Here is a 19,617-nt window from a genome sequence, read left to right as displayed (position 1 = left end):
CAGTCCTTGAGACAGGGGCGGACGTGAGCCCGCCCCCTTTTTACGCCCCTCAGTAACCCAGTGACAAGCCGGTGTTGCGGCGCGGATCATTGGCGCCGTAGAAACGGTTTTTGCCAACGGGCTTACCGCCCAGCGACGGTGCGCCGACCAGAATCGCGGCGATGTGGTTGGCGTCCTGCGGCCCGGCGAACTTGTGCCCCCAGCTCTCGAGAATCTTCTTCGTGTCCGGGCTGGCGGCGAAGTCTTCGAGGTTGGTTTCCTCCGGCATCCACTGCTGGTGGAAGCGTGGCGCATCGACCGCCTCCTGCAGGCCCATGCCGTAGTCAATGACATTGAGCATGGTCAGCAACGTCGCGGTGATGATGCGGCTGCCACCCGGAGTGCCGACCACCATTACCACTTTGCCGTCCTTGGTGACGATGGTCGGACTCATCGAGGACAGCGGTGCCTTGCCCGGAGCAATCGCATTGGCTTCGCCCTGCACCAGACCGTACATGTTCGGCACGCCGACCTTGGAGGTGAAGTCATCCATTTCATCGTTGAGGATCACCCCGGTCTTGCTCGCCATCACGCCCGCGCCGAACCAGTCGTTGAGGGTGTAGGTGACTGACACCGCATTGCCCCACTTGTCGACGATCGAATAGTGGGTGGTGTTGCTGCCTTCATGGGGCGCTACACCGGGCTTGAGCTCAGCCGAGACACCGGCCTTCTGCGGCTGGATGGCGTCGCGCAGTTTGGTCGCGTAGTTCTTGTCCAGCAGATGCTCGATCGGGTTTTTGACAAAATCCGGATCGCCGAGGTAGCTGTTGCGATCGACATACGCGTGGCGCATCGCTTCGATCTGATAGTGCATGCCCTGGGCCGAATGGAAGCCCAGATCCTTCATCGGATAGCCTTCGAGGATGTTCATGATCTGGCAGATCACTACCCCGCCGGAGCTTGGCGGTGGCGCCGAGACCACATGATAACCACGGTAGTCACACTCCACCGGCGCCAGTTCGCGAGTCTTGTATTTGTCGAGGTCGGCCTGGGTGATGATGCCTTTGTTGGCCTGACTCGAGGTGACGATGGCATCCGCGACCCAGCCTTTATAGAAGCCGTCGGCGCCTTTTTCGGAAATGGTCCGCAGGGTCTTGCCGAGGTCCTTTTGCACCAGTTTCTGCCCGACCTGCATCGGCTCGCCGTTGTGCAGGAAGATCGAGCCGGAATCGCGCATGTCCTTCTTGAACACGTCGGTGGCGTATTCCAGCAGCTCGACGTCACCTTGCTCAAGCTCGAAACCGTCTTCCGCCAGTTTGATCGCCGGGGCAATCATCTCTTTGCGCGGTTTGGTCCCGTATTTGCTCAGTGCCAGCTCCATGCCTGAGACCGTGCCGGGCACGCCCACCGCCAAGTGGCCGCGCGTACTCAGGTCGGGAATGACGTTGCCTTCCTTGTCGAGGTACATGTTGGCAGTCGCCGCCAACGGCGCTTTTTCGCGGAAATCGAGGAAGGTCTTGCGCCCGTCCGCCAATTGAATGGTCATGAAACCGCCACCACCGAGGTTGCCGGCTGCGGGATAAACCACCGCCAGCGCGTAACCCACGGCGACCGCCGCATCGACGGCGTTACCGCCACTTTTCAATACGTCGACGCCCACATGGGTCGCCAGATGTTGCGCGGTGACTACCATGCCGTTTTCGGCAGCAACGGGTGCGACTGACGCCGCGTGAGCCATGAGACAGCTGAGTGCCAGTGAGGTCGCTATCAGCGATTTGGCCAAAGGTTCGTACTTCATGAGTCGATCTCTTTTTTGTTGTTTTCAGGGTCTGTGCAAAACAGAGGAGGAACGCTTCAAGAGCACCAAGCAGTATGGTCGGCTTTGCGTATTGCGCCTCCCCGATCAGGCAGTATGCTGGGCACTGTTGCCGCCCTGATCCGGAGTCTGCCGTCATGTCCTATACGTTCATCACCCTGCCCTCGCCCGTCGGCGAGTTGAAGCTGGTCGCGAACGGCTTACGACTGGCAGCCATCCTCTGGGAAAACGACAAGCCGAACCGGGTGCGCCTCGGGCCGATGAGCGAGGCACACAACAACCCGATCCTGATTCGAACGGCTCGACAACTTGAAGAATATTTTTCCGGGACGCGGGACTGTTTTGATCTGGAACTGGATTTCGCTGGCACCGACTTTCAGAAAAAGGTCTGGGCGGCGTTGCTGACCATTCCATTCGGCGAGACGCGGACCTACAGCCAGATTGCCGAGCAGATAGGCAGCCCCAGCGCCGTGCGGGCAGTGGGCGCCGCGAACGGACGCAACCCGATTTCCATTGTCGCGCCGTGTCATCGGGTGATCGGCGCGTCCGGAAAGTTGACCGGGTTTGCCGGTGGACTCGAGGCGAAAGAGCGCTTGCTGACCCTGGAGGGTGGCAACTGGTCGACGGTTGGCAAAACCGGGGATTTGTTTTAGTCAGTCAATACAGATCAAGAGATCGCAGCCTTCGGCAGCTCCTACCTGGAATGCGTTTTCCTGTAGGAGCTGCCGAAGGCTGCGATCTTTTGATTTATCAGTTAAACAAGTTATTCATCGCCGCATACTGCAACAGCATGATGGTCTTGGCGTCGCAGATCTCACCGCGCTGAAACGCCGCCAACGCTTCCTCGAATCGCCACTCCAGCACTTCGAGTTCTTCGGTCTCCTCTTCCAGACCACCACCGTCGCTGACCTTCGCTGCCGCGTCGTATTCGGCAATGAAAAAATGCAGCTTTTCGGTCACCGAACCGGGACTCATGTACGCCTCGAACACCTTCTTCACGTCGTGTACGCGATAGCCGGTTTCCTCTTCGGCTTCATCGCGAATCCGTTGCTCCGGCGCAGCGCCTTCAAGCAACCCGGCAGCCACCTCGATCAGCAATCCGTCATGGCCATTGACGAACACCGGCAAGCGGAACTGCCGGGTCAGTACCACTGTGCGCTGTTCACGGTTGAACAACAAAATCGCTGCACCGTTGCCTCGGTCATAGACTTCACGAGTCTGACGCTGCCACTCGCCGTTGTTGCGGTGATAGTCGAAGGTGATTTTCTTCAGCAGATACCAGTCATGGGACAACACCTGAGTGTCGACGATGTTGACCCGCTCGGCAGTGTTGGACATGACGCCTGATCCTTTTCATTGAAGGCCCCTGGGTAGGTAAAAGCCCTTTTTTGTGAACGAAAAAACGAAACCCTATACCGCCCCACAAACTATGCCGAAATATCCTACAGATATCGCCTACTCGCCCGACTTCTTTCCTGATTGATCCCCCGCAAAGTCCGCGCACCTTTTTGATGTGCGCGAGAGACTGCGAATGCTTCCAACCGATCGGCTGCGGGCCCTGAACAACAGCATCGGCCTGCTCGTTGTTGCTGCTTTGAATCCCGATGAGCCGGACTTCGAACACCTGATCCGCGAGTTCCGCCTGTGTCTGAACCACTACGACGCCTGGGCCGAGCAGTTCTGGACAGGCACCGCGCTGGATGTCGAGCAGGTGTTCACCGTCGGCAACGACGTGCGCCTCAGCGCGCCGATCAAGTCGCGCCAACCGCTCAGTTCATCGGTGGTCATGTGCTCGGCCAGCGGGGCGTTGACGCTGGTGCATATGTTCGAGGCCGCGCGGTTTGTGCCGATCGGCAACACCCCGGTGACGCTCGAACCGGTGCTTGCCGATGTCGGCGGTGTGCTGACTTTCGGCGAGCCGCTGCGTTACACCATCGGCCCCAGCGGCATTCTGCAGGTGACCGATTGCGATCGGGGCCAGCGTTATCGCATCACCTTCTTTCCCGATGTGTCCACGGACCATGTGCGTGCGCTGTATGCCTCTTATGAGGGTGTCATTGCAGGCCTGGAAGGCTGGCTGCGCGCTGAGTGGGCAGGGTTTCAACCACAGTGGACGGAGTTTTCCAGCGCTGGATTTCTTGAGCGTTACGGTCAGTTGCAACAGGCCGACTGGCGCGGGCTCGAGAAAGCCCTGAATGGCGTCTGGGACGACATTAAACAGGTATTCGCCCTCCTCGCCGACCTGCAGGCCAACAGCGAAAAATTGCTGGAGTACCTCAGCGAGGCCGAGCTTGAGGCGTTATTGAATGCCTCCAGCGACGCCATTGCCAACGGCTTGCTGGTCCTCAGTGACGAACCGTTGCTGTTCATTCATATGGCCGCGTTTAGCAGTTGGTTGAAGATGCTGCCGCCGCAGTATCTGGCTGAAGTGGTGGCCGAGGTTCGGGCCGAACTGCTGATCGGTTTTCTGCTGACGGCGTTGTCGGGTGGCGTCGGCGTGCCGGTGCGCTTGAGCAGCAAAGTGCTGGCGAAGGTCAAGTCACCACGCGCGCGGGAATGGCTGGCGGCCTCGGCGTTGCGCTTGGCCGAACTGACGTCCTCGGCGGATCTGACGCGGCACGCCAGCGTTTTGAAACCGCTGATGCTCAATGTGCGCGACGTTGAGTTGAAACCGACACCGGCGATACCGCTGAACATTCGTCAGGCCGATTCGCTGGTGTTGACGGTGCCGAATCCGGCGCCTGTTGTGCGGGACAAGTCTGGCGCTTCGAGCCGGTTGGAACGGCATGAACCTCACGACGACTCGCCGGATCAGGCGAAAAATCCCAACGGTGACAGCGCCGATTGCGTGCCCTTCACCTGCACGAACGGTTGTCCGGTGTCGATGGTCACTGGCGAAGAACTGCTGAACCTCACCGATGCGGTGCTCGATGGCGTGTTGCCGTTTGAGTTCACGCGGTTGTATCGCAGCAGTGCCGCTGAGATCGATGTCGGGTTGGGGTTTGGCTGGAGTCATTCGCTGGGGCATCGGCTGGTCTTTGAAGGCGACTTTGTGGTCTGGGTCGACCACGAGAACCGGCGTACGCAGTTTCCGCTGCCGAGCGCGGCGCGGCCGGCAATTCACAATAGCCTGTCGCGGGCGGCGATTTTCCTTGGCGATGAACCGGAGGAACTGATCCTCGCGCTGGCCGGGGAAACGGCGCGGTTCTATCACTTTCGTGCAGGACGGCTGACGGCGATCAGCGATGCCTATGGCAATCGTCTGACGGTACAGCGCGATCGGTCTGACCGGTTGCAGCGGCTGGACAACGGCGCCGGGCGTTCGCTGCTGTTGCGATATGACCGGGCGCAGTTGCTGGGTGTGGATTATCAGGTTTTTCAGAACGCGGAGTGGGTAACTGAACAAGCGCTGGTCAGTTACCGCTACGACCCTTATCGGCACCTGATCGAAGCGACCAACGCCGTCGGTGACAGCGAGCGTTACGACTACGACGACGCCCACGTGATTCTGCAGCGGCAACTGGCCGGCGGCGCGAGTTTCTTCTGGGAGTGGGAGCGCTCGGGGAAAGCCGCTCGGTGCGTGCGCCACTGGGCGTCGTTCTCGCAGATGGACACGCGTTACGTCTGGAATGACGACGGCAGCGTCGCAGTGCATTACGTCGACGGCACTGAAGAGACTTACGTGCACGACGAGCGTGCGCGGCTAGTGCGTAAAGTCTCGGCGGATGGTAGCGAGCAGCTCAAGGCGTATGACGATGCGGGGCGGTTGATCGCCGAGCAGGATGCCTTGGGTGCGGTCACCGAATACCGCTACGACGAGGTCGGACGGCTGATTGCGCTGATTCCGCCGGCTGACGCGCCAACGTCCTACGAGTATCGCAACGGTTTCCTGCATAAACGCTCTCGCGGTGACGCGGAGTGGATCTATCGGCGCAATGCCGAAGGCGATGTCACCGAAGCGGTCGATCCTGACGGTCAGGTCACCCATTACTACTACGACACCCGTGGCCAGTTGCTGTCGATCCGTTATCCGGACAGCAGCCGGCATCGCTTGGTCTGGAACAGCCTCGGCCAGTTGACCGAGGAAACCCTGCCCGACGGTGGCGTACGGCGTTTTTCCTACGACGCGCTGGGGCGCCGGACCACGGCTGCGGACGAACACGGTGCAGTCACCCGGCAACATTGGGATGCGGTTGGCCGACTGATTCAGACGACGTTTCATACCGGCAGCACCCGCGCCTACAGCTACGGCGCCTACGGTCAGGTCACCGCCGAGCGCGATGAGCTCGGGCGTATCACCCGTTATGAATATGACGACGACCTGCACCTGGTCTCGCGGCGAATCAACCCCGACGGCACACGGGTGCAGTACCGCTACGACCATGCGCAACTGCTGCTCACCGAGATCGAAAACGAGTCCGGGGAAAAGTACCGGCTGGATTACACGCCGACCGGACTGATTCGTCAGGAAAGCAGTTTTGACGGCCGCCGCACGGCGTACGCCTACGACCTCAACGGCCATCTGCTGGAAAAGACCGAGTTCGGTGATGACGGCTCGCAACGGGTCACCACTTATGAGCGCGATGCGGCCGGGCGTCTTCTGGCCAAAACCCTGCCCGACGGGATCAAGGTTTCCTACCAATACGACCGCCTCGGCCGACTGATCGGTGTCGACGACGGCCAGCAACACCCGCTGGCCTTCGAGTACGACCGTCAGGACCGCTTGATCACCGAGCATCAAGGCTGGGGCACCCTGCGTTACCGCTACGACGCCTGCGGCCAGCTCAAGCGCATGCGTCTGCCGGACAACAGCCTGCTCGACTACCACCACGCCAAGGGCGGCGCGCTGACCGGCATCGACCTCAACGGCACGCCGCTGACCCGTCACGTCTACCAGTCCGGGCGCGAACAACAACGTCAGCAGGGCCTGCTGCTCAGCGAATACTCCTACGACGATCAGGGACGATTACTCGCCCACGCCGTAGGCCATCAGCGTGATGCGCTGTACCGCCGCGATTATGCCTACAACGCCAACGGCAATCTCGCGCACATCGCCGACAGCCGCCACGGCCAACGCACCTACGGCTACGACGCCCTCGATCGCCTGATCCGCGTTCATCACTCACGCGACGAGCTGCCGGAATCCTTCGCCCACGACCCGGCCGGCAACCTGCTGATGCAGGACCGCCCCGGCCCGAGCCAGATCAAGGGCAACCGCCTGCTGATGCAGGGCGACCGCCACTACGACTACGACGCCTTCGGCAACCTGATCCGCGAACGCCGTGGCCGCGCGCAGACTCTCGTCACCGAATACCGCTACGACAGCCAGCATCGCCTGATCGGCCTGACCCGTCCCGACGGCCAGACCGCGACTTACCAATACGACGCCTTCGGCCGACGCATCCGCAAAACCGTCGGCGACGAGACCACCGAGTTCTTCTGGCAAGGCGACCACCTCGTCGCCGAAAGCAGCGAACACGAATACCGCAGCTACGTCTACGAACCCGGCACCTTCCGCCCCCTCGCCTTGCTCGATGGCAAAGGCCCGAAAAAAGCCTGTCCGTTTTATTACCAACTCGACCACCTCGGCACCCCGCAAGAACTCACCGACTACAGCGGCGACATCGTCTGGTCGGCGCAATACGACACCTACGGCAAAGTCGCCGCACTGACCCTGGCCGGCGACGACTACCTGAACCAGCCGCTGCGCTTTCAAGGGCAGTACTTCGATGGCGAAAGCGGCCTGCATTACAACCGCCACCGGTATTACGACCCGAGGCTGGGGCGGTATCTGACGCCGGATCCGATCAAGTTGGCGGGTGGGTTGAATCAGTACCAGTACGTGCCGAATCCGACGGGGTGGGTGGATCCGTTGGGATTGAGTTCCAATTGTCCGCCGCCGAATAAGCCTGGGTGTGAGGTGCCGGGTGGGATTAGCGGGGCTAAGGTTGATGAGGGTGAGTCACAATTACCGGACTTGATTCATGGTGTTGACCCACATTCAGTGAAGCGAACGCATGCAATTATGGGAAAAAATTCAACTAAACGCGTCGAAAAAATAAGAGATCAGATGCGAGCAGGTGGCTACGATGTCAGCTATCCCATAGACGTAGCAGAACATCAGGGCACCTTCTATATTCTAGATGGACATCACCGTGCAGCAGGTGCAAGACAAACAGCAACGCCAATAACTATAAATTTGATCACGAACATCAGAGAGCACAAAGGACAACTTAATACGATCGAAGAAGTCATTGAATCAGCTAACAATGTCGGACACGACCGATTGGAGCATCACAGACGAAGATGAAAACAGCCGATAAAAATCTTGAGGACCTAATAACCGACTTCCTTTCAAAAGTTGAAAGTGCTACGGAGTTGCTGCAGAAAAAATTTGGAACCCGAAATATTTTAAGACTATGGCGGAGTGAGCAAATCGAACGCTGCGGAGAAATAACCAATGGAATTCAATATGAGCTGCACGGCGTAGGGTGCGCTATTCACTTCCCATCAGAATCAGTGGACTTCGATTACGGCTCGAACAGCAGAATCGACGGCTTTGACGTATGGCGCCTTTACATTTACGCTTCGGACAGGCCGCTTACATATGAAAAATACTGCAACAAGAAAACACTCGAAAAAGAATTCAAAGAGCTTATCTATTTAAACAGAATCGAAAAGATGTCGATCAATGACAATCTTTATGTCCTGGTTAAAACCGAATAAAAACATACCCACACGCATTCCAAACCAACAAAAAAGCCCGGCAGCACTACCGGGCTTCTTTATTTGCAACTAACGAGCGATGTGCGAAAGCTTGTCATCGACATCCGACTCGGCGGAACTCACTCCATGAATCAACGGCCCATAACGCCGACTGAACTCCCAGTTGTACGGCAAGCCATCCTTGCTGGTGCCGTTGTCCCAGTTCACCGACCAGGTCATCAGGCCTTTGATCGGTATCCCCTTGATCGCCAGACGTTTGAGGACATTCCCGACCACGGTTTTGTCGATCACATAACCGGTGGCAGCCGCATCGTTGTTGGCCGGCAGGCCGATCACGAACTTGTCCGCCGGGATCCGTGTGAAGCCGCGCGTGCCGGTCACCAGACTCTCGGTCAGGTAGTAGAGGAAATCCTCTTTCAGCGGATCGTTGTTCTGCGCAATCCACGCACCCGCGCCATTGTTGGCTTCCGGTACCCAGACACCGTCGCCACCCTGGTTGTAGAACTGCGGGGCGATGAAGTCGTAGTAGCCTTCCAGTGCCTGCAAATAACTGATGTATTTGCCGGTGCTGGTCAGGTATGGAAACTCCGGGGCCATGCTGATGATGAAGTGCTTGCCCTGACCTGCGTAGTGATCCTTGACCAGTTTCAGTGCGGCTGGCAGAACGGTCTTGTTGGCAGCGAAGTCAATCGCGCTCTGTTCAAGATCGATGTCCAGCCCGTCGAAACCATAGGTTTCCACCAGACGGATGATTTCATTGGCCAGCGCTTGTTCCTGACCACTGCGCAATTCGATGTGCGCATCGGCGCCACCGAGGGAAATCAACACTGCTCGCCCCTGGCTGTTGAGCACGCCGACCTGGCGGCGGAACTCGGCATCGGAAACGTTGAACGGCTTGAAGGTCGGAATCCCGCTGCCCTTCATGAAGGCCACCGCGACCACGTTGTACTCCTTGGGCACTTCCTCCAGCGAAAGGCTGGCGAAGCGGCCCTGGCGGTAACCATCATTCGAGCCTGCAGGCCAGTTGTGCCAGAAGCCCATGAGGATCTTTTTGCCGGCAATGCTCGGCATCAGCGAAGCGGCATCGCTCGCGGCGTTTTGCACTAAAGAGAAATCGATTTTTGACATGTTCTAATCCTTCAGAACGTGTGGGTTTGGCGACGCAGCGCCGTTATTTGAAGTCGACGTCGAAAGCCTGATAGAAGGCGTTGCCAGTGTTGGCGACGATCCACATCAGCACGATCACGTGATGGCCCTTCTTGTTGGCCGGTAGTTTCACCGCGTGATTGACCTTGGCCTTCAGCTCATTCGGATAGCTGTAATAAGGCACCTGAGTGTAGAAGTCCTCGAAGAACGGTTGCGCTTCCAGTTGCGCGCGGCTGATGCGTTGTTTCGGGTCCCAGCCATCCTTGGTGATCAGCCAGCGGTAGCCGCGGGTGGTGTGCGGCGCGGTGTATTCCCATTTGATTTCGAGGGTCTGCCCCGGGGTGACGTTAAGCAGCGGCCAGGTGAACGGACGAGCGAGCTTCTTGCTCATTTCGTCACTGGTGAAGTTCACGCAATCGCGAGCATCGGCCTTGCCGCCACTGAGGATGTAGCCATCGGCCGGTGGCGTGACACTGTCCGAGTCGCTCTGGTAAGGCGCCGGAAATGGCCCCGCTGCCAGCGCCGGGAAATTCTTCCCGCCTTCCATTTCGTTGACCTGCCAGGCGCCGAGCAATCCTTGCTCGATCGCTACCGCACCGCGGCTTGCAGGGGAAATGACACGACCGTGTCGCAGTTGGGTTTGTGCTTGTGGTTGATTCATGTTTTTCACTCCGTTGATTTAAGAACTCTCCTTTCCGAGGAGAGGCCTTCAAGCTAACGGAGAGGGATTTTTTGTCCATCGGCGGTTTTGTCGCAGTCAGCAGCCTTGAACCGTAAAAACATCGAAAACACTGGATGCATATACAGCCTTCTGCGACAACGCCCACCTGAGATGTGGTCAAAAGATTACACGGCAATGCTGCAAAAGCTGCCATTCAGTACTCATGGCAACTGTGCGTTGAACTCCTTTTCGTACTGCCCGGCGAGTTGCTCTTTCTGTTTTTCGTTGAGCAACTTGCCGGCCATCTGGAAGAACTTCTGCTCTTCTTCCTTGAGATGGTGATGAACCTTGTCAGAAAGCTTTTTCGCGATGACCAGCCAGGCCGGGCTGGACATCTCGGTCTCATCGAGCTCTTCCATCATCTCGTCCATTTCATGGTGTTCGGCGATGGCATGGCGGCTCAGATCGACACCGTCATCAAGCTCCATCAACGGAATGTAGAAATGGCGCTCTTCCGCAGTTTCATGGGCCTGGAGCTCTGCCTTGAGCTGTTTGTAGGCTTCAACCCGCTCCGGCGTGTCGCCACTGGTTTCGATCAAGGTCTTGGCGTAGCTGCGCTGGCGATCATGGCTTTCACGAAGGGCTTCGAAAATATTCATGGGGGTTCCTTATCAACCGCGTGCTGGAATGACGCTGTAAAGGCTAGACCCCGACGTGAGAGCGGCAGTTCCACCGGGTTGAGGCAGGGCTTGGAAGACAGGCGTCGGGCAGGATAGGCTGCGGATTCAAACCACAAGGAAGTCCTGCATGAACTTGCGCATCGAGCTGTCGCAACATTCCACAGAAGAGGAACGCCAGGCCATTTTGGCGCCCCTGCATGCTTATAACGTGGCCAAGGCCGGGATCGCGGTATCCGAGCCGCTCACCCTGCTGGTGCGCGATGATCACGACCAGATTCTGGGCGGACTTTATGGCCGTCTGGTCTGCCAGTGGTTGTTCATCGATTTGCTGTCAGTGCCTGAAGCAGGCCGGGGCCAGGGAATTGGCTCGAAGCTGATGCACATGGCCGAAGAGCTGGCGCGTGAGAAAGGCTGCATCGGCGCATGGCTCGACACGTTCGACTTTCAGGCACCGGAGTTCTACAAGAAGCTTGGATATAGCCAGTTTGGTGAGATCGTCGACTATCCGCCGGGGCACAAGCGGCACTTTTTCCAGAAGCGACTTGTAGGTTGAATGTACCGACCCCTTCGCGAGCAGGCTCGCTCCCACATTTGGAATGCATTCCACGGTAGGAGTGAACCTGCTCGCGATGCCGACAGCCGCCTCAACACATGATCAGAGACACGTCGCCAACGCCGCCAACCGGCGCTTGGCGACAAAGTCATCCTTCTGCGCGTAGTAATTCAGCGTCGTACCCGATGCCTCGGTAATCACGTCGACAAACGACTCAGCCGACCGGGTATACACCGTCGTCCCACCCGACTTGCGCGGTTCCAGATACGCCGCCGCGTCCACGCCGAACACCGCCTCGTCCTGCCAGCCGAACTGCACACACTGCGCCACGACTTTCTCGGCTTTGTCCGAAGTCAGTACTTTATAGGGGGCTTTGGTGCGAGCATCGTCCATCACCGAGCCTGCGCAACCGGCCAGCAGCGTTGCCGCCAGCGCTACCATCAGAATTCGCATTGCATTCGCTCATTCAGAAAAAAGCGGACTGTATCACCGCAGCAGCAGAAATCGTTCTGCTTTACTGCATTTATAGCGCGACACGCGCGGGCCGCTGCGGCAACCTAAGGTCATCAGCCTCACAAGGAAAACACATGGCGCCTACCGACCAGCGACATGAACATGCCCTGAAAGTATTTCTCGACGCGCGTCCCGAACTGCGCGAAACCCTCGATCACCTCAACCCGTTACTGGCCCAGGCCAAAGGCGAGACTCAAGCGCAATATCGTGAAGAGCGACTGCATGAAGCGTTTGAGGCCGAAGCAGAAAGTCTCGGGCTGTTTGCCTGGGAGTTGACCCTGCAACTGGCGGCTGACTCGCCTGAGGAGTATCAGGCGCAGCGGCTGGAAGTTCACCGTGAAGTCGCGGAAATGGCCGGGATGGATTGGCTGGAGTATTGCGATCTGTATGGCATAGAACCGTAACTGTCGCCCAAGGACACCGCACTCATGCTGCCATCCGCCTCAACTCACCGCGCCAGCCCTGGCCATCTGCACACACAAAAGTGGCGCGGGCGGATTGGTCTGGCGCTGGTGGCCAGCCTCTCGGTGCTGGCCGGAATGACCGACGCCATTGGCTTTATGGCCAGCGGCGACTTCGTCTCGTTCATGAGCGGCAACACCACCCGACTCGCCGTGGCGATCAGCGATGGCGATGTCGGGTTGACTGTGCGTCTGTCGATCCTCGTCGCAACATTTATTGTCGGCAATGCCTTGGGGGTCGTCGTCGCACGTTTCGGCGGCCGCCGGGCGCTTCCTCTGCTGCTTTGTATCGCCACCCTGCTGTGCGCGGCGGCGGCCTGGCCATTCGACACGCAACTGCCAGCGCTGCTGGCGGCGATCATAGCGATGGGCATGCTCAACGCGGCGGTCGAAGAGGTGAATGGCTTACCGGTCGGGCTGACTTACGTGACTGGCGCGTTGTCGCGATTCGGCCGTGGATTGGGTCGCTGGATGCTTGGCGAACGGCGCAGTGGCTGGCGGGTGCAACTGGTGCCATGGAGCGGGATGTTTATCGGCGCAATTCTGGGGGCGGTACTGGAACATCATTTGGGACTGAAGGCGATGTTTGTCAGCGGGTTGCTGGCCGCGATGATCGGGCTGCTCTCGCTGAAGATTCCGCGGCGCTGGCAGTTGGGGTACATGCCGCGCTAACTGAGGACAACAGAATTCTCTGGAGCGAGCCTGCTCGCGAAGGCGCCGGCACATTCTTCATCTTCACCAGCTGACAGACCGCTATCGCGAGCAGGCTCACTCCTACAAGGTTTCGCGGCGGCTTCGATAAAGCTTTATCATGGCCGCAGTTTTGCTGATCGAGTCCGTCATGAAGTTCGCCATTGCGCTGTTTTCCGCCGCCCATGCGCCCTCCTCGCGCCGCGCCCTGCTGTTTGCACAGACTGCGCTGGCCGGTGGGCATGAGATTGTCCGGCTGTTTTTCTATCAGGACGGCGTTTATAACGCTTCGGATGCGGTGGTCACTCCGCAGGACGAACTGGATTTGCCCAAGCAATGGCGCAGCTTCATCACCGAGCAAAAGCTGGACGGCGTAGTCTGCATCGCTGCGGCCCTGCGCCGAGGCGCGCTGAACGCGGAAGAAGCCAAGCGCTACCAGCGTGAAGCGATTTCGATCAGCGTGCCGTGGGAATTGTCTGGTCTCGGTCAGTTGCATGACGCGGTGCAAGACGCCGACCGTTTGATCTGCTTCGGAGGTGCGTGAGATGGCCAAGTCCCTGTTGATCATCAGCCGCCAATCGCCATGGTCAGGCCCCGCTGCCCGTGAGGCGCTGGACATCGTGCTGGCCGGTGGCGCCTTTGATCTGCCCATTGGCTTGCTGTTTCTCGATGACGGCGTGTTGCAACTGGCTGCCGGGCAGAACGCCAAGGCCCTGCAGCAAAAAGACCTCAGCGCCAACCTGCAAGCGCTGCCGATGTTTGGCGTTGAAGAGTTGTTCTACTGCGCCGAGAGCGCCACCATCCGTGGCCTCGGCAACTTCTCGCTAGACGAAGCGCAGCCGCTCGCTACCGAGCAAATCACCGCCCTTATTGACCGTTACGACCAGGTGATCACCCTCTGATGTCGACTTTGCATGTGTTGTCTCATTCCCCGTTTGGCGACGATCGCCTGACCAGTTGCCTGCGCCTGATCGGCAGCGCTGATGCATTGCTGCTCTCCGGCGATGCGGTGTATGCGTTGCAACCAGGCACCGCGCCGTTCACTGCACTGGAACAACGCCAGATCAAATTGTTGGTTCTGGCCGAAGATGCACAGGCTCGCGCCCTCGAAGTCCCGGACTGGGCCGACGCCATCGATTACCCGGCCTTCGTCGAACTGTCGATCCACCACGACAAGGTCAACAGCTGGCTATGAAATCCATGACCGTCGGCGCCCGCGCCATCGAACTGGACAAAGACGGCTTTCTCGTCGACCTGAGCGACTGGTCTGCCGACGTTGCCAGCGCCCTCGCCGCCGCCGAAGACATCGAGTTGACCACGGAGCACTGGGAAGTCCTCGAACTGCTGCGCAGCTTCTACGAAGAATTCCAGCTGTCCCCGGCCACCCGGCCGCTGATCAAGTACACCGCGTTGAAACTCGGCCCGGACAAAGGCAACAGCCTGCACCTGAACCGACTGTTCAAAGGCACCCCCGCCAAACTCGCCGCGAAACTGGCGGGCCTGCCCAAACCGACGAATTGCTTATGACCGACTTTCCAGCACTGACCCTCGAAACGCCTGCCGAACACCCGTTCGCCCAATTCGTGCGCATTCTCGGCAAGGGCAAACGCGGCGCCCGCGATCTGACTCGTGAAGAAGCCCGCGAAGCCATGGGCATGGTGCTCGACGACAAGGTTGAAGACACCCAGCTCGGCGCGTTCCTGATGTTGCTGCGGCACAAGGAAGAAAGCGCCGAGGAGATGGCCGGTTTCACCGAAGCCCTGCGCGAGCGCTTGCAGGCGCCGGCGCTGAACGTCGATCTGGACTGGCCGACCTATGCCGGCAAGAAGCGCCATCTGCCGTGGTATCTGCTGGCGGCCAAATGCCTGGCACAGAACGGCGTGCGCATCTTCATGCACGGCGGCGGCGCGCACACCGCGGGGCGTCTGTACAGCGAGCAACTGCTCGGTGAGTTGAACATCCCGTTGTGCCGCACCTGGCAGCAGGTCGGCACAGCACTGGACAACGGCGGACTGGCATTCATGCCGCTGGTGGACTGGGCGCCGCAGTTGCAGAACATGATCGACCTGCGCAACACCTTGGGCCTGCGTTCGCCGATTCATTCCCTGGCGCGGATTCTCAATCCGCTGGGCGCACGCTGCGGCCTGCAAAGCATCTTCCACCCCGGCTATCAGGCGGTGCATCGTGATGCCAGCGGCCTGCTCGGCGACACGGCGATTGTGGTCAAAGGCGATGGCGGCGAAATCGAGATCAACCCGGATGCCGACAGTCACCTCTACGGCACCACAGGTGGCGAGAGCTGGGACGAGGAATGGCCGCAATTGTCGGCGCAACGCCACGTCAAACCGGCGACCCTGGACGTTGAACATCTGAAAGCCGTGTGGCGTGGCGACGTGGTCGACAGCTACCCACAAATGGCCCTGATTGCGACTATGGCCTTGGCCTTGCGCGGCCTCGGTCAAAACCGTGAGCAGGCCTTCGCAACCGCCGAGCAGTATTGGGCCGCGCGGAACAAATCGATTTAACCGATCATTCGCGCCCGATCTTTGCGCTTTTTGTTCGAACTCATCGGAATAGACTCGACTCCAACGATTATTGGTTTACGGAGTCTTGATCATGGGTTTACTCGTCGATGGCCACTGGCAGGACAAGTGGTACGAAAGCAGCAAGGACGGCGCGTTCCAGCGCGAACAGGCCAAGCGCCGCAACTGGGTGACCGCTAACGGCGAACCCGGCCCCAGCGGTGAAGGCGGTTTTGCCGCTGAATCCGGGCGCTATCACCTCTACGTTTCCCTCGCCTGTCCGTGGGCGCATCGCACGTTGATCCTGCGCAAGCTCAAAGGCCTGGAAAATCTGATCGATGTTTCAGTGGTCAGTTGGCTGATGCTGGAAAACGGCTGGACCTTCGACACGGCACTCGGCTCAACCGGCGACAAGCTCGACGGCTTTGAATTCATGCATCAGCGCTATACCGCCGACACTCCCGATTACACCGGCCGCGTCACCGTGCCAGTGCTGTGGGACAAAAAGCTCAAGCGCATCGTCAGCAATGAATCGGCGGAGATCATCCGCATGTTCAACAGCGCGTTCGACGAACTGACCGGCAATGATCTGGATTTCTACCCGGCGCCGTTACGCGGCGAGATCAATGCGCTGAACGAGCGAATTTATCCGGCCGTGAACAACGGCGTGTATCGCGCAGGCTTCGCGACTTCGCAACAGGCTTATGAAGAAGCGTTCGATGAGGTGTTTGCCGAGCTGGATCATCTGGAGCAGGTACTGGGTGCCAATCGCTACTTGTCGGGTGAATACCTGAGCGAAGCCGACATCCGCTTGTTTACTACGATGATTCGGTTTGACGCGGTGTATCACGGGCACTTCAAGTGCAACCTGCGGCGGATTGCCGATTACCCGAATCTGTCGAACTGGCTGCGTGAGGTGTATCAGTGGCCGGGGATTGCCGAGACGGTGGATTTCCAGCACATCAAGAATCACTACTACGGCAGTCACAAGACGATTAACCCGACAGGGGTTGTACCGAAGGGGCCGGAGCAGGATTTCACTGTGGCCCATGATCGGGCGCAGTTGGCTGGGAAAGGGGTTTGGTTGAAGGGTTAATAGCAAAAAGCAAAAGATCGCAGCCTTCGGCAGCTCCTACAGGGAACGCATTCTCATGTAGGAGCTGCCGAAGGCTGCGATCTTTTGATCTGACTCAGACCTGCGCCTGAGCCCCTTCGAACCACGCCAGTTTCTCGCGCAGTTGCACCACTTCACCAACGATCACCAGTGTCGGCGCATGCACTTCATGCTCCGCCACCAGTCGCGGCAGATCAGCCAGCGTGCCGGTAAAGACGCGCTGATTGACCGTGGTGCCCTGCTGAATCAATGCCGCCGGGGTATCGGCTGAACGACCATGCTTGATCAGTTGTTCGCAGATAACCGGCAAGCCGACCAGGCCCATGTAGAACACCAGCGTCTGCGCCGGGGCGACGAGGTCGACCCATGGCAGATCAGTGGAACCGTCCTTCAAATGCCCGGTGACAAAGCGCACCGACTGCGCGTAATCACGATGGGTCAGCGGAATCCCGGCATACGCCGCGCAACCGCTGGCTGCGGTGATACCTGGCACCACCTGAAACGGAATGCCGTGAGCGGCCAGTTCTTCGATCTCTTCGCCGCCACGGCCGAAGATAAACGGATCACCACCCTTCAACCGCACCACACGCTTGCCGGCGTTGGCCAGATCCACCAGTTGCTGGTTGATCTGATCCTGCGGCACGGCGTGATCTGAACGGCGCTTGCCAACGTAGACCCGCTCGGCATCACGACGGCACAGCTCAAGAATCGCTGGCGCGACCAAACGGTCGTAGAGCACCACGTCGGCTTGCTGCATCAGACGCAAAGCCTTGAAGGTCAGCAGATCCGGATCGCCCGGGCCCGCGCCGACCAGATACACCTCGCCGGTGGTGACCATGGCCTCGCCATCGATCTTGGCTTGCAGCAGACGCTCGGCTTCAGCGCCCTGCCCGGCCAGTTGACGATCGGCAATCGGCCCCTGAAACACGTCTTCCCAGAAACCACGACGCTGCTGCACATCCGGAAACAGGCTTTTCACCTGATTGCGGAAACGCGCGGCGAGTCCGGCCAATTGGCCGTAGGTCGACGGAATCCAGGTTTCGATCTTGGCGCGAATCAACCGCGCCAGTACCGGTGCGTCACCGCCGCTGGACACGGCAATGATCAGCGGCGAACGATCGACGATCGCCGGGAAGATCACGCTGCACAAGGCAGGCGCATCGACCACGTTGACCGGCACGCAGCGCTTGTGAGCATCGGTGGAAACCTGTGCGTTGAGCATCTCATCGTCGGTAGCGGCAATGATCAGCCCGCAACCGTCGAGATCCGCCTCGACGTAACCGCGCAACAGGCATTCACCGCCAGAAGCAGTAACCAGTTCACGCAGTTGCGTTTCGATTTCAGGTGCGACCACCCGCAGCAGCGCACCGGCATCGGCCAGCAGGCGGGATTTGCGCAAGGCAATTTCCCCCCCACCGACGACCAACACACGACTGCCGCGCAGGTTGTGAAACAGCGGCAGATATTTCATTTAGCCGATGACCTCAAGGCCACCCATGTACGGCTTGAGCACGTCCGGCACACGGATCGAACCGTCGGCCTGCTGGTAGTTTTCCAGCACGGCAACCAGCGTACGGCCAACAGCCAGACCGGAACCGTTCAAGGTGTGTACCAGCTCAGGCTTGCCAGTTTCCGGGTTACGGAAACGCGCTTGCATACGACGGGCCTGGAAGTCGCCGCAGTTCGAGCACGAGGAGATTTCGCGGTACTTGTCCTGGCTCGGAATCCACACTTCCAGATCGTAAGTCTTGACCGCGCTGAAGCCCATGTCGCCGGTGCACAGCGCCAGGGTGCGGTAAGGCAGACCGAGCAGTTGCAGAACTTTTTCGGCGTTGGCGGTCAGGCCTTCCAGCGCTTCCATCGAGGTCGACGGCTCAACGATCTGGACCATTTCGACTTTGTCGAACTGGTGCTGACGGATCATGCCGCGCGTGTCGCGACCCGACGCGCCGGCTTCACTGCGGAAGCAAGGGGTATGCGCGACGAACTTGATCGGCAGCAGTTTCGAATCGACGATTTCGCCGGCAACGATGTTGGTCAGCGACACTTCAGCGGTCGGGATCAGGTACAGATCGGCTTCGCCTTCGCGAGCGATCTTGAACAGGTCTTCTTCGAACTTCGGCAGTTGACCGGTGCCTTGCAGCGCCGGGGCCTGGACCAGATAAGGCGTGTAAGCCTCCTCGTAGCCGTGCTCGTTGACGTGCAGGTTGATCATGAACTGCGCCAGTGCGCGGTGCAGACGGGCGATCGGGCCACGCAGCAGGGCGAAACGCGCGCCGGACAGTTTGGCGGCGGTTTCAAAGTCCAGCCAGCCGAACTTCTCGCCCAGGGCAACGTGGTCTTTCACTTCAAAATCGAAAGCGGTCGGCGTGCCCCAGCGGCGCACTTCAACGTTGTCGTCTTCGTCTTTGCCGACCGGAACCGATTCGTGCGGCAGGTTGGGAATACCGAGCAGGATCGAGTCCAGTTCGGTCTGGATCGCGTCCAGTTCGACTTTACCGGCACTCAGTTCGCCCGCCATGCGCTCGACGTCCGCCATCAACGGCGCGATGTCTTCGCCGCGCTGCTTGGCCTGACCGATGGATTTGGAACGCGCGTTACGCTCAGCCTGCAGTGCTTCGGTGCGGGTCTGGACGGTCTTGCGCTGTTCTTCCAGCGCTTCGATGCGCGCGGTATCCAGGGCGAAGCCACGGGAAGCCAGGCGGTCCGCTACGTCCTGAAGGTTGCTACGTAACAGTTTGGAATCGAGCATGTCG

The 19,617-nt window shown here is 59.2% G+C and carries 19 protein-coding genes and 1 pseudogene; 12 read left to right on the top strand and 8 right to left on the bottom strand.

From position 1 onward, the window contains the following. Positions 1-49 precede the first annotated feature (49 nt). On the bottom strand, positions 50-1,777 hold the full coding sequence (gene ggt, locus ACOYXJ_RS20680; RefSeq protein WP_457464934.1) for a gamma-glutamyltransferase: 1,728 nt from the start codon (positions 1,775-1,777) through the stop codon (positions 50-52). Between the two features lie 155 nt (positions 1,778-1,932). Here ggt and ACOYXJ_RS20675 point away from each other — a divergent pair, with 155 nt between their 5' ends. Then, positions 1,933-2,448, top strand: coding sequence for a methylated-DNA--[protein]-cysteine S-methyltransferase (locus tag ACOYXJ_RS20675; protein ID WP_460371228.1), 516 nt, complete (start codon positions 1,933-1,935; stop codon positions 2,446-2,448). A 97-nt stretch (positions 2,449-2,545) separates the two neighbouring features. Here the strand turns inward: ACOYXJ_RS20675 and ACOYXJ_RS20670 are convergent, their stop codons facing one another. Then, on the bottom strand, positions 2,546-3,133 hold the full coding sequence (locus tag ACOYXJ_RS20670; RefSeq protein ID WP_460371227.1) for an NUDIX domain-containing protein: 588 nt from the start codon (positions 3,131-3,133) through the stop codon (positions 2,546-2,548). Between the two features lie 193 nt (positions 3,134-3,326). On the opposite strand from ACOYXJ_RS20670, the gene ACOYXJ_RS20665 reads away from it, so the two are divergent. Continuing rightward, positions 3,327-8,105, top strand: a complete 4,779-nt coding sequence (locus ACOYXJ_RS20665; RefSeq protein WP_460371226.1) for an RHS repeat-associated core domain-containing protein — start codon at positions 3,327-3,329, stop codon at positions 8,103-8,105. Next, positions 8,102-8,521 carry a DUF6896 domain-containing protein gene (locus ACOYXJ_RS20660; protein ID WP_460371225.1) on the top strand — a complete coding sequence of 140 codons (420 nt, stop codon included), beginning with the start codon at positions 8,102-8,104 and terminating at the stop codon, positions 8,519-8,521. The genes ACOYXJ_RS20665 and ACOYXJ_RS20660 overlap by 4 nt, the downstream gene beginning before the upstream one ends. A 126-nt stretch (positions 8,522-8,647) precedes the next feature. Here ACOYXJ_RS20660 and ACOYXJ_RS20655 read toward each other — a convergent pair. From ACOYXJ_RS20655 to ACOYXJ_RS20645, 3 genes and pseudogenes are all read right to left on the bottom strand, one after another. Next, positions 8,648-9,649 (bottom strand): annotated as a pseudogene (locus ACOYXJ_RS20655) (chitinase); the annotation flags it as partial. Between the two features lie 43 nt (positions 9,650-9,692). Continuing rightward, complete coding sequence (locus ACOYXJ_RS20650; RefSeq protein ID WP_150793633.1) at positions 9,693-10,328, bottom strand: lytic polysaccharide monooxygenase auxiliary activity family 9 protein; 636 nt, start codon at positions 10,326-10,328, stop codon at positions 9,693-9,695. A 221-nt stretch (positions 10,329-10,549) separates the two neighbouring features. Next, positions 10,550-10,987: a hemerythrin domain-containing protein gene (locus ACOYXJ_RS20645; RefSeq protein WP_150793632.1), complete on the bottom strand. Its 438-nt coding sequence runs from the start codon at positions 10,985-10,987 to the stop codon at positions 10,550-10,552. Positions 10,988-11,135: 148 nt separating this feature from the next. On the opposite strand from ACOYXJ_RS20645, the gene ACOYXJ_RS20640 reads away from it, so the two are divergent. Beyond that, complete coding sequence (locus ACOYXJ_RS20640) at positions 11,136-11,561, top strand: GNAT family N-acetyltransferase (protein WP_150793631.1); 426 nt, start codon at positions 11,136-11,138, stop codon at positions 11,559-11,561. A 102-nt stretch (positions 11,562-11,663) separates the two neighbouring features. Here ACOYXJ_RS20640 and ACOYXJ_RS20635 read toward each other — a convergent pair whose 3' ends face one another. Beyond that, positions 11,664-12,014 (bottom strand): hypothetical protein, encoded by a 351-nt coding sequence (locus tag ACOYXJ_RS20635; RefSeq protein ID WP_077573583.1) that lies wholly within the window; start codon positions 12,012-12,014, stop codon positions 11,664-11,666. A gap of 134 nt (positions 12,015-12,148) precedes the next feature. On the opposite strand from ACOYXJ_RS20635, the gene ACOYXJ_RS20630 reads away from it, so the two are divergent. From ACOYXJ_RS20630 to ACOYXJ_RS20595, 8 genes are all read left to right on the top strand, one after another. Next, positions 12,149-12,478, top strand: coding sequence for a DUF6388 family protein (locus ACOYXJ_RS20630; protein WP_460371224.1), 330 nt, complete (start codon positions 12,149-12,151; stop codon positions 12,476-12,478). Positions 12,479-12,502: 24 nt separating this feature from the next. Beyond that, the gene (locus ACOYXJ_RS20625; protein ID WP_460371223.1) at positions 12,503-13,207 is read left to right on the top strand and encodes a YoaK family protein; all 705 of its coding nucleotides are present in this window, start codon (positions 12,503-12,505) and stop codon (positions 13,205-13,207) included. A 169-nt stretch (positions 13,208-13,376) separates the two neighbouring features. Continuing rightward, positions 13,377-13,769, top strand: coding sequence for a sulfurtransferase complex subunit TusD (gene tusD, locus ACOYXJ_RS20620; protein ID WP_460371222.1), 393 nt, complete (start codon positions 13,377-13,379; stop codon positions 13,767-13,769). A 1-nt stretch (position 13,770) separates the two neighbouring features. Then, positions 13,771-14,127 carry a sulfurtransferase complex subunit TusC gene (gene tusC, locus ACOYXJ_RS20615; RefSeq protein ID WP_150793628.1) on the top strand — a complete coding sequence of 119 codons (357 nt, stop codon included), beginning with the start codon at positions 13,771-13,773 and terminating at the stop codon, positions 14,125-14,127. After that, positions 14,127-14,420, top strand: coding sequence for a sulfurtransferase complex subunit TusB (gene tusB / locus ACOYXJ_RS20610; protein WP_460371221.1), 294 nt, complete (start codon positions 14,127-14,129; stop codon positions 14,418-14,420). The genes tusC and tusB overlap by 1 nt, the downstream gene beginning before the upstream one ends. Continuing rightward, entirely contained in the window at positions 14,417-14,752 is a 336-nt protein-coding gene (locus tag ACOYXJ_RS20605) for a TusE/DsrC/DsvC family sulfur relay protein (protein ID WP_460371220.1), read from the top strand. The genes tusB and ACOYXJ_RS20605 overlap by 4 nt, the downstream gene beginning before the upstream one ends. Continuing rightward, positions 14,749-15,750, top strand: a complete 1,002-nt coding sequence (locus ACOYXJ_RS20600; protein ID WP_460371219.1) for a glycosyl transferase family protein — start codon at positions 14,749-14,751, stop codon at positions 15,748-15,750. Before ACOYXJ_RS20605 ends, ACOYXJ_RS20600 begins: the two co-directional genes overlap by 4 nt. A 91-nt stretch (positions 15,751-15,841) precedes the next feature. Beyond that, positions 15,842-16,843, top strand: coding sequence for a glutathione S-transferase family protein (locus ACOYXJ_RS20595; RefSeq protein WP_460371218.1), 1,002 nt, complete (start codon positions 15,842-15,844; stop codon positions 16,841-16,843). 94 nt (positions 16,844-16,937) lie between these two features. Here ACOYXJ_RS20595 and cysG read toward each other — a convergent pair whose 3' ends face one another. Both cysG and serS read right to left on the bottom strand, forming a co-directional pair. Next, positions 16,938-18,332 carry a siroheme synthase CysG gene (cysG, locus tag ACOYXJ_RS20590; protein WP_460371217.1) on the bottom strand — a complete coding sequence of 465 codons (1,395 nt, stop codon included), beginning with the start codon at positions 18,330-18,332 and terminating at the stop codon, positions 16,938-16,940. Beyond that, entirely contained in the window at positions 18,333-19,613 is a 1,281-nt protein-coding gene (gene serS, locus ACOYXJ_RS20585) for a serine--tRNA ligase (protein ID WP_007908080.1), read from the bottom strand. Positions 19,614-19,617: the final 4 nt, after the last annotated feature.

This window comes from Pseudomonas sp. Tul2A7 (assembly GCF_054790505.1).
The sequence above is the reverse complement of the archived record's forward strand: the minus strand, read 5'-3'. Positions and strand labels throughout refer to the sequence as shown.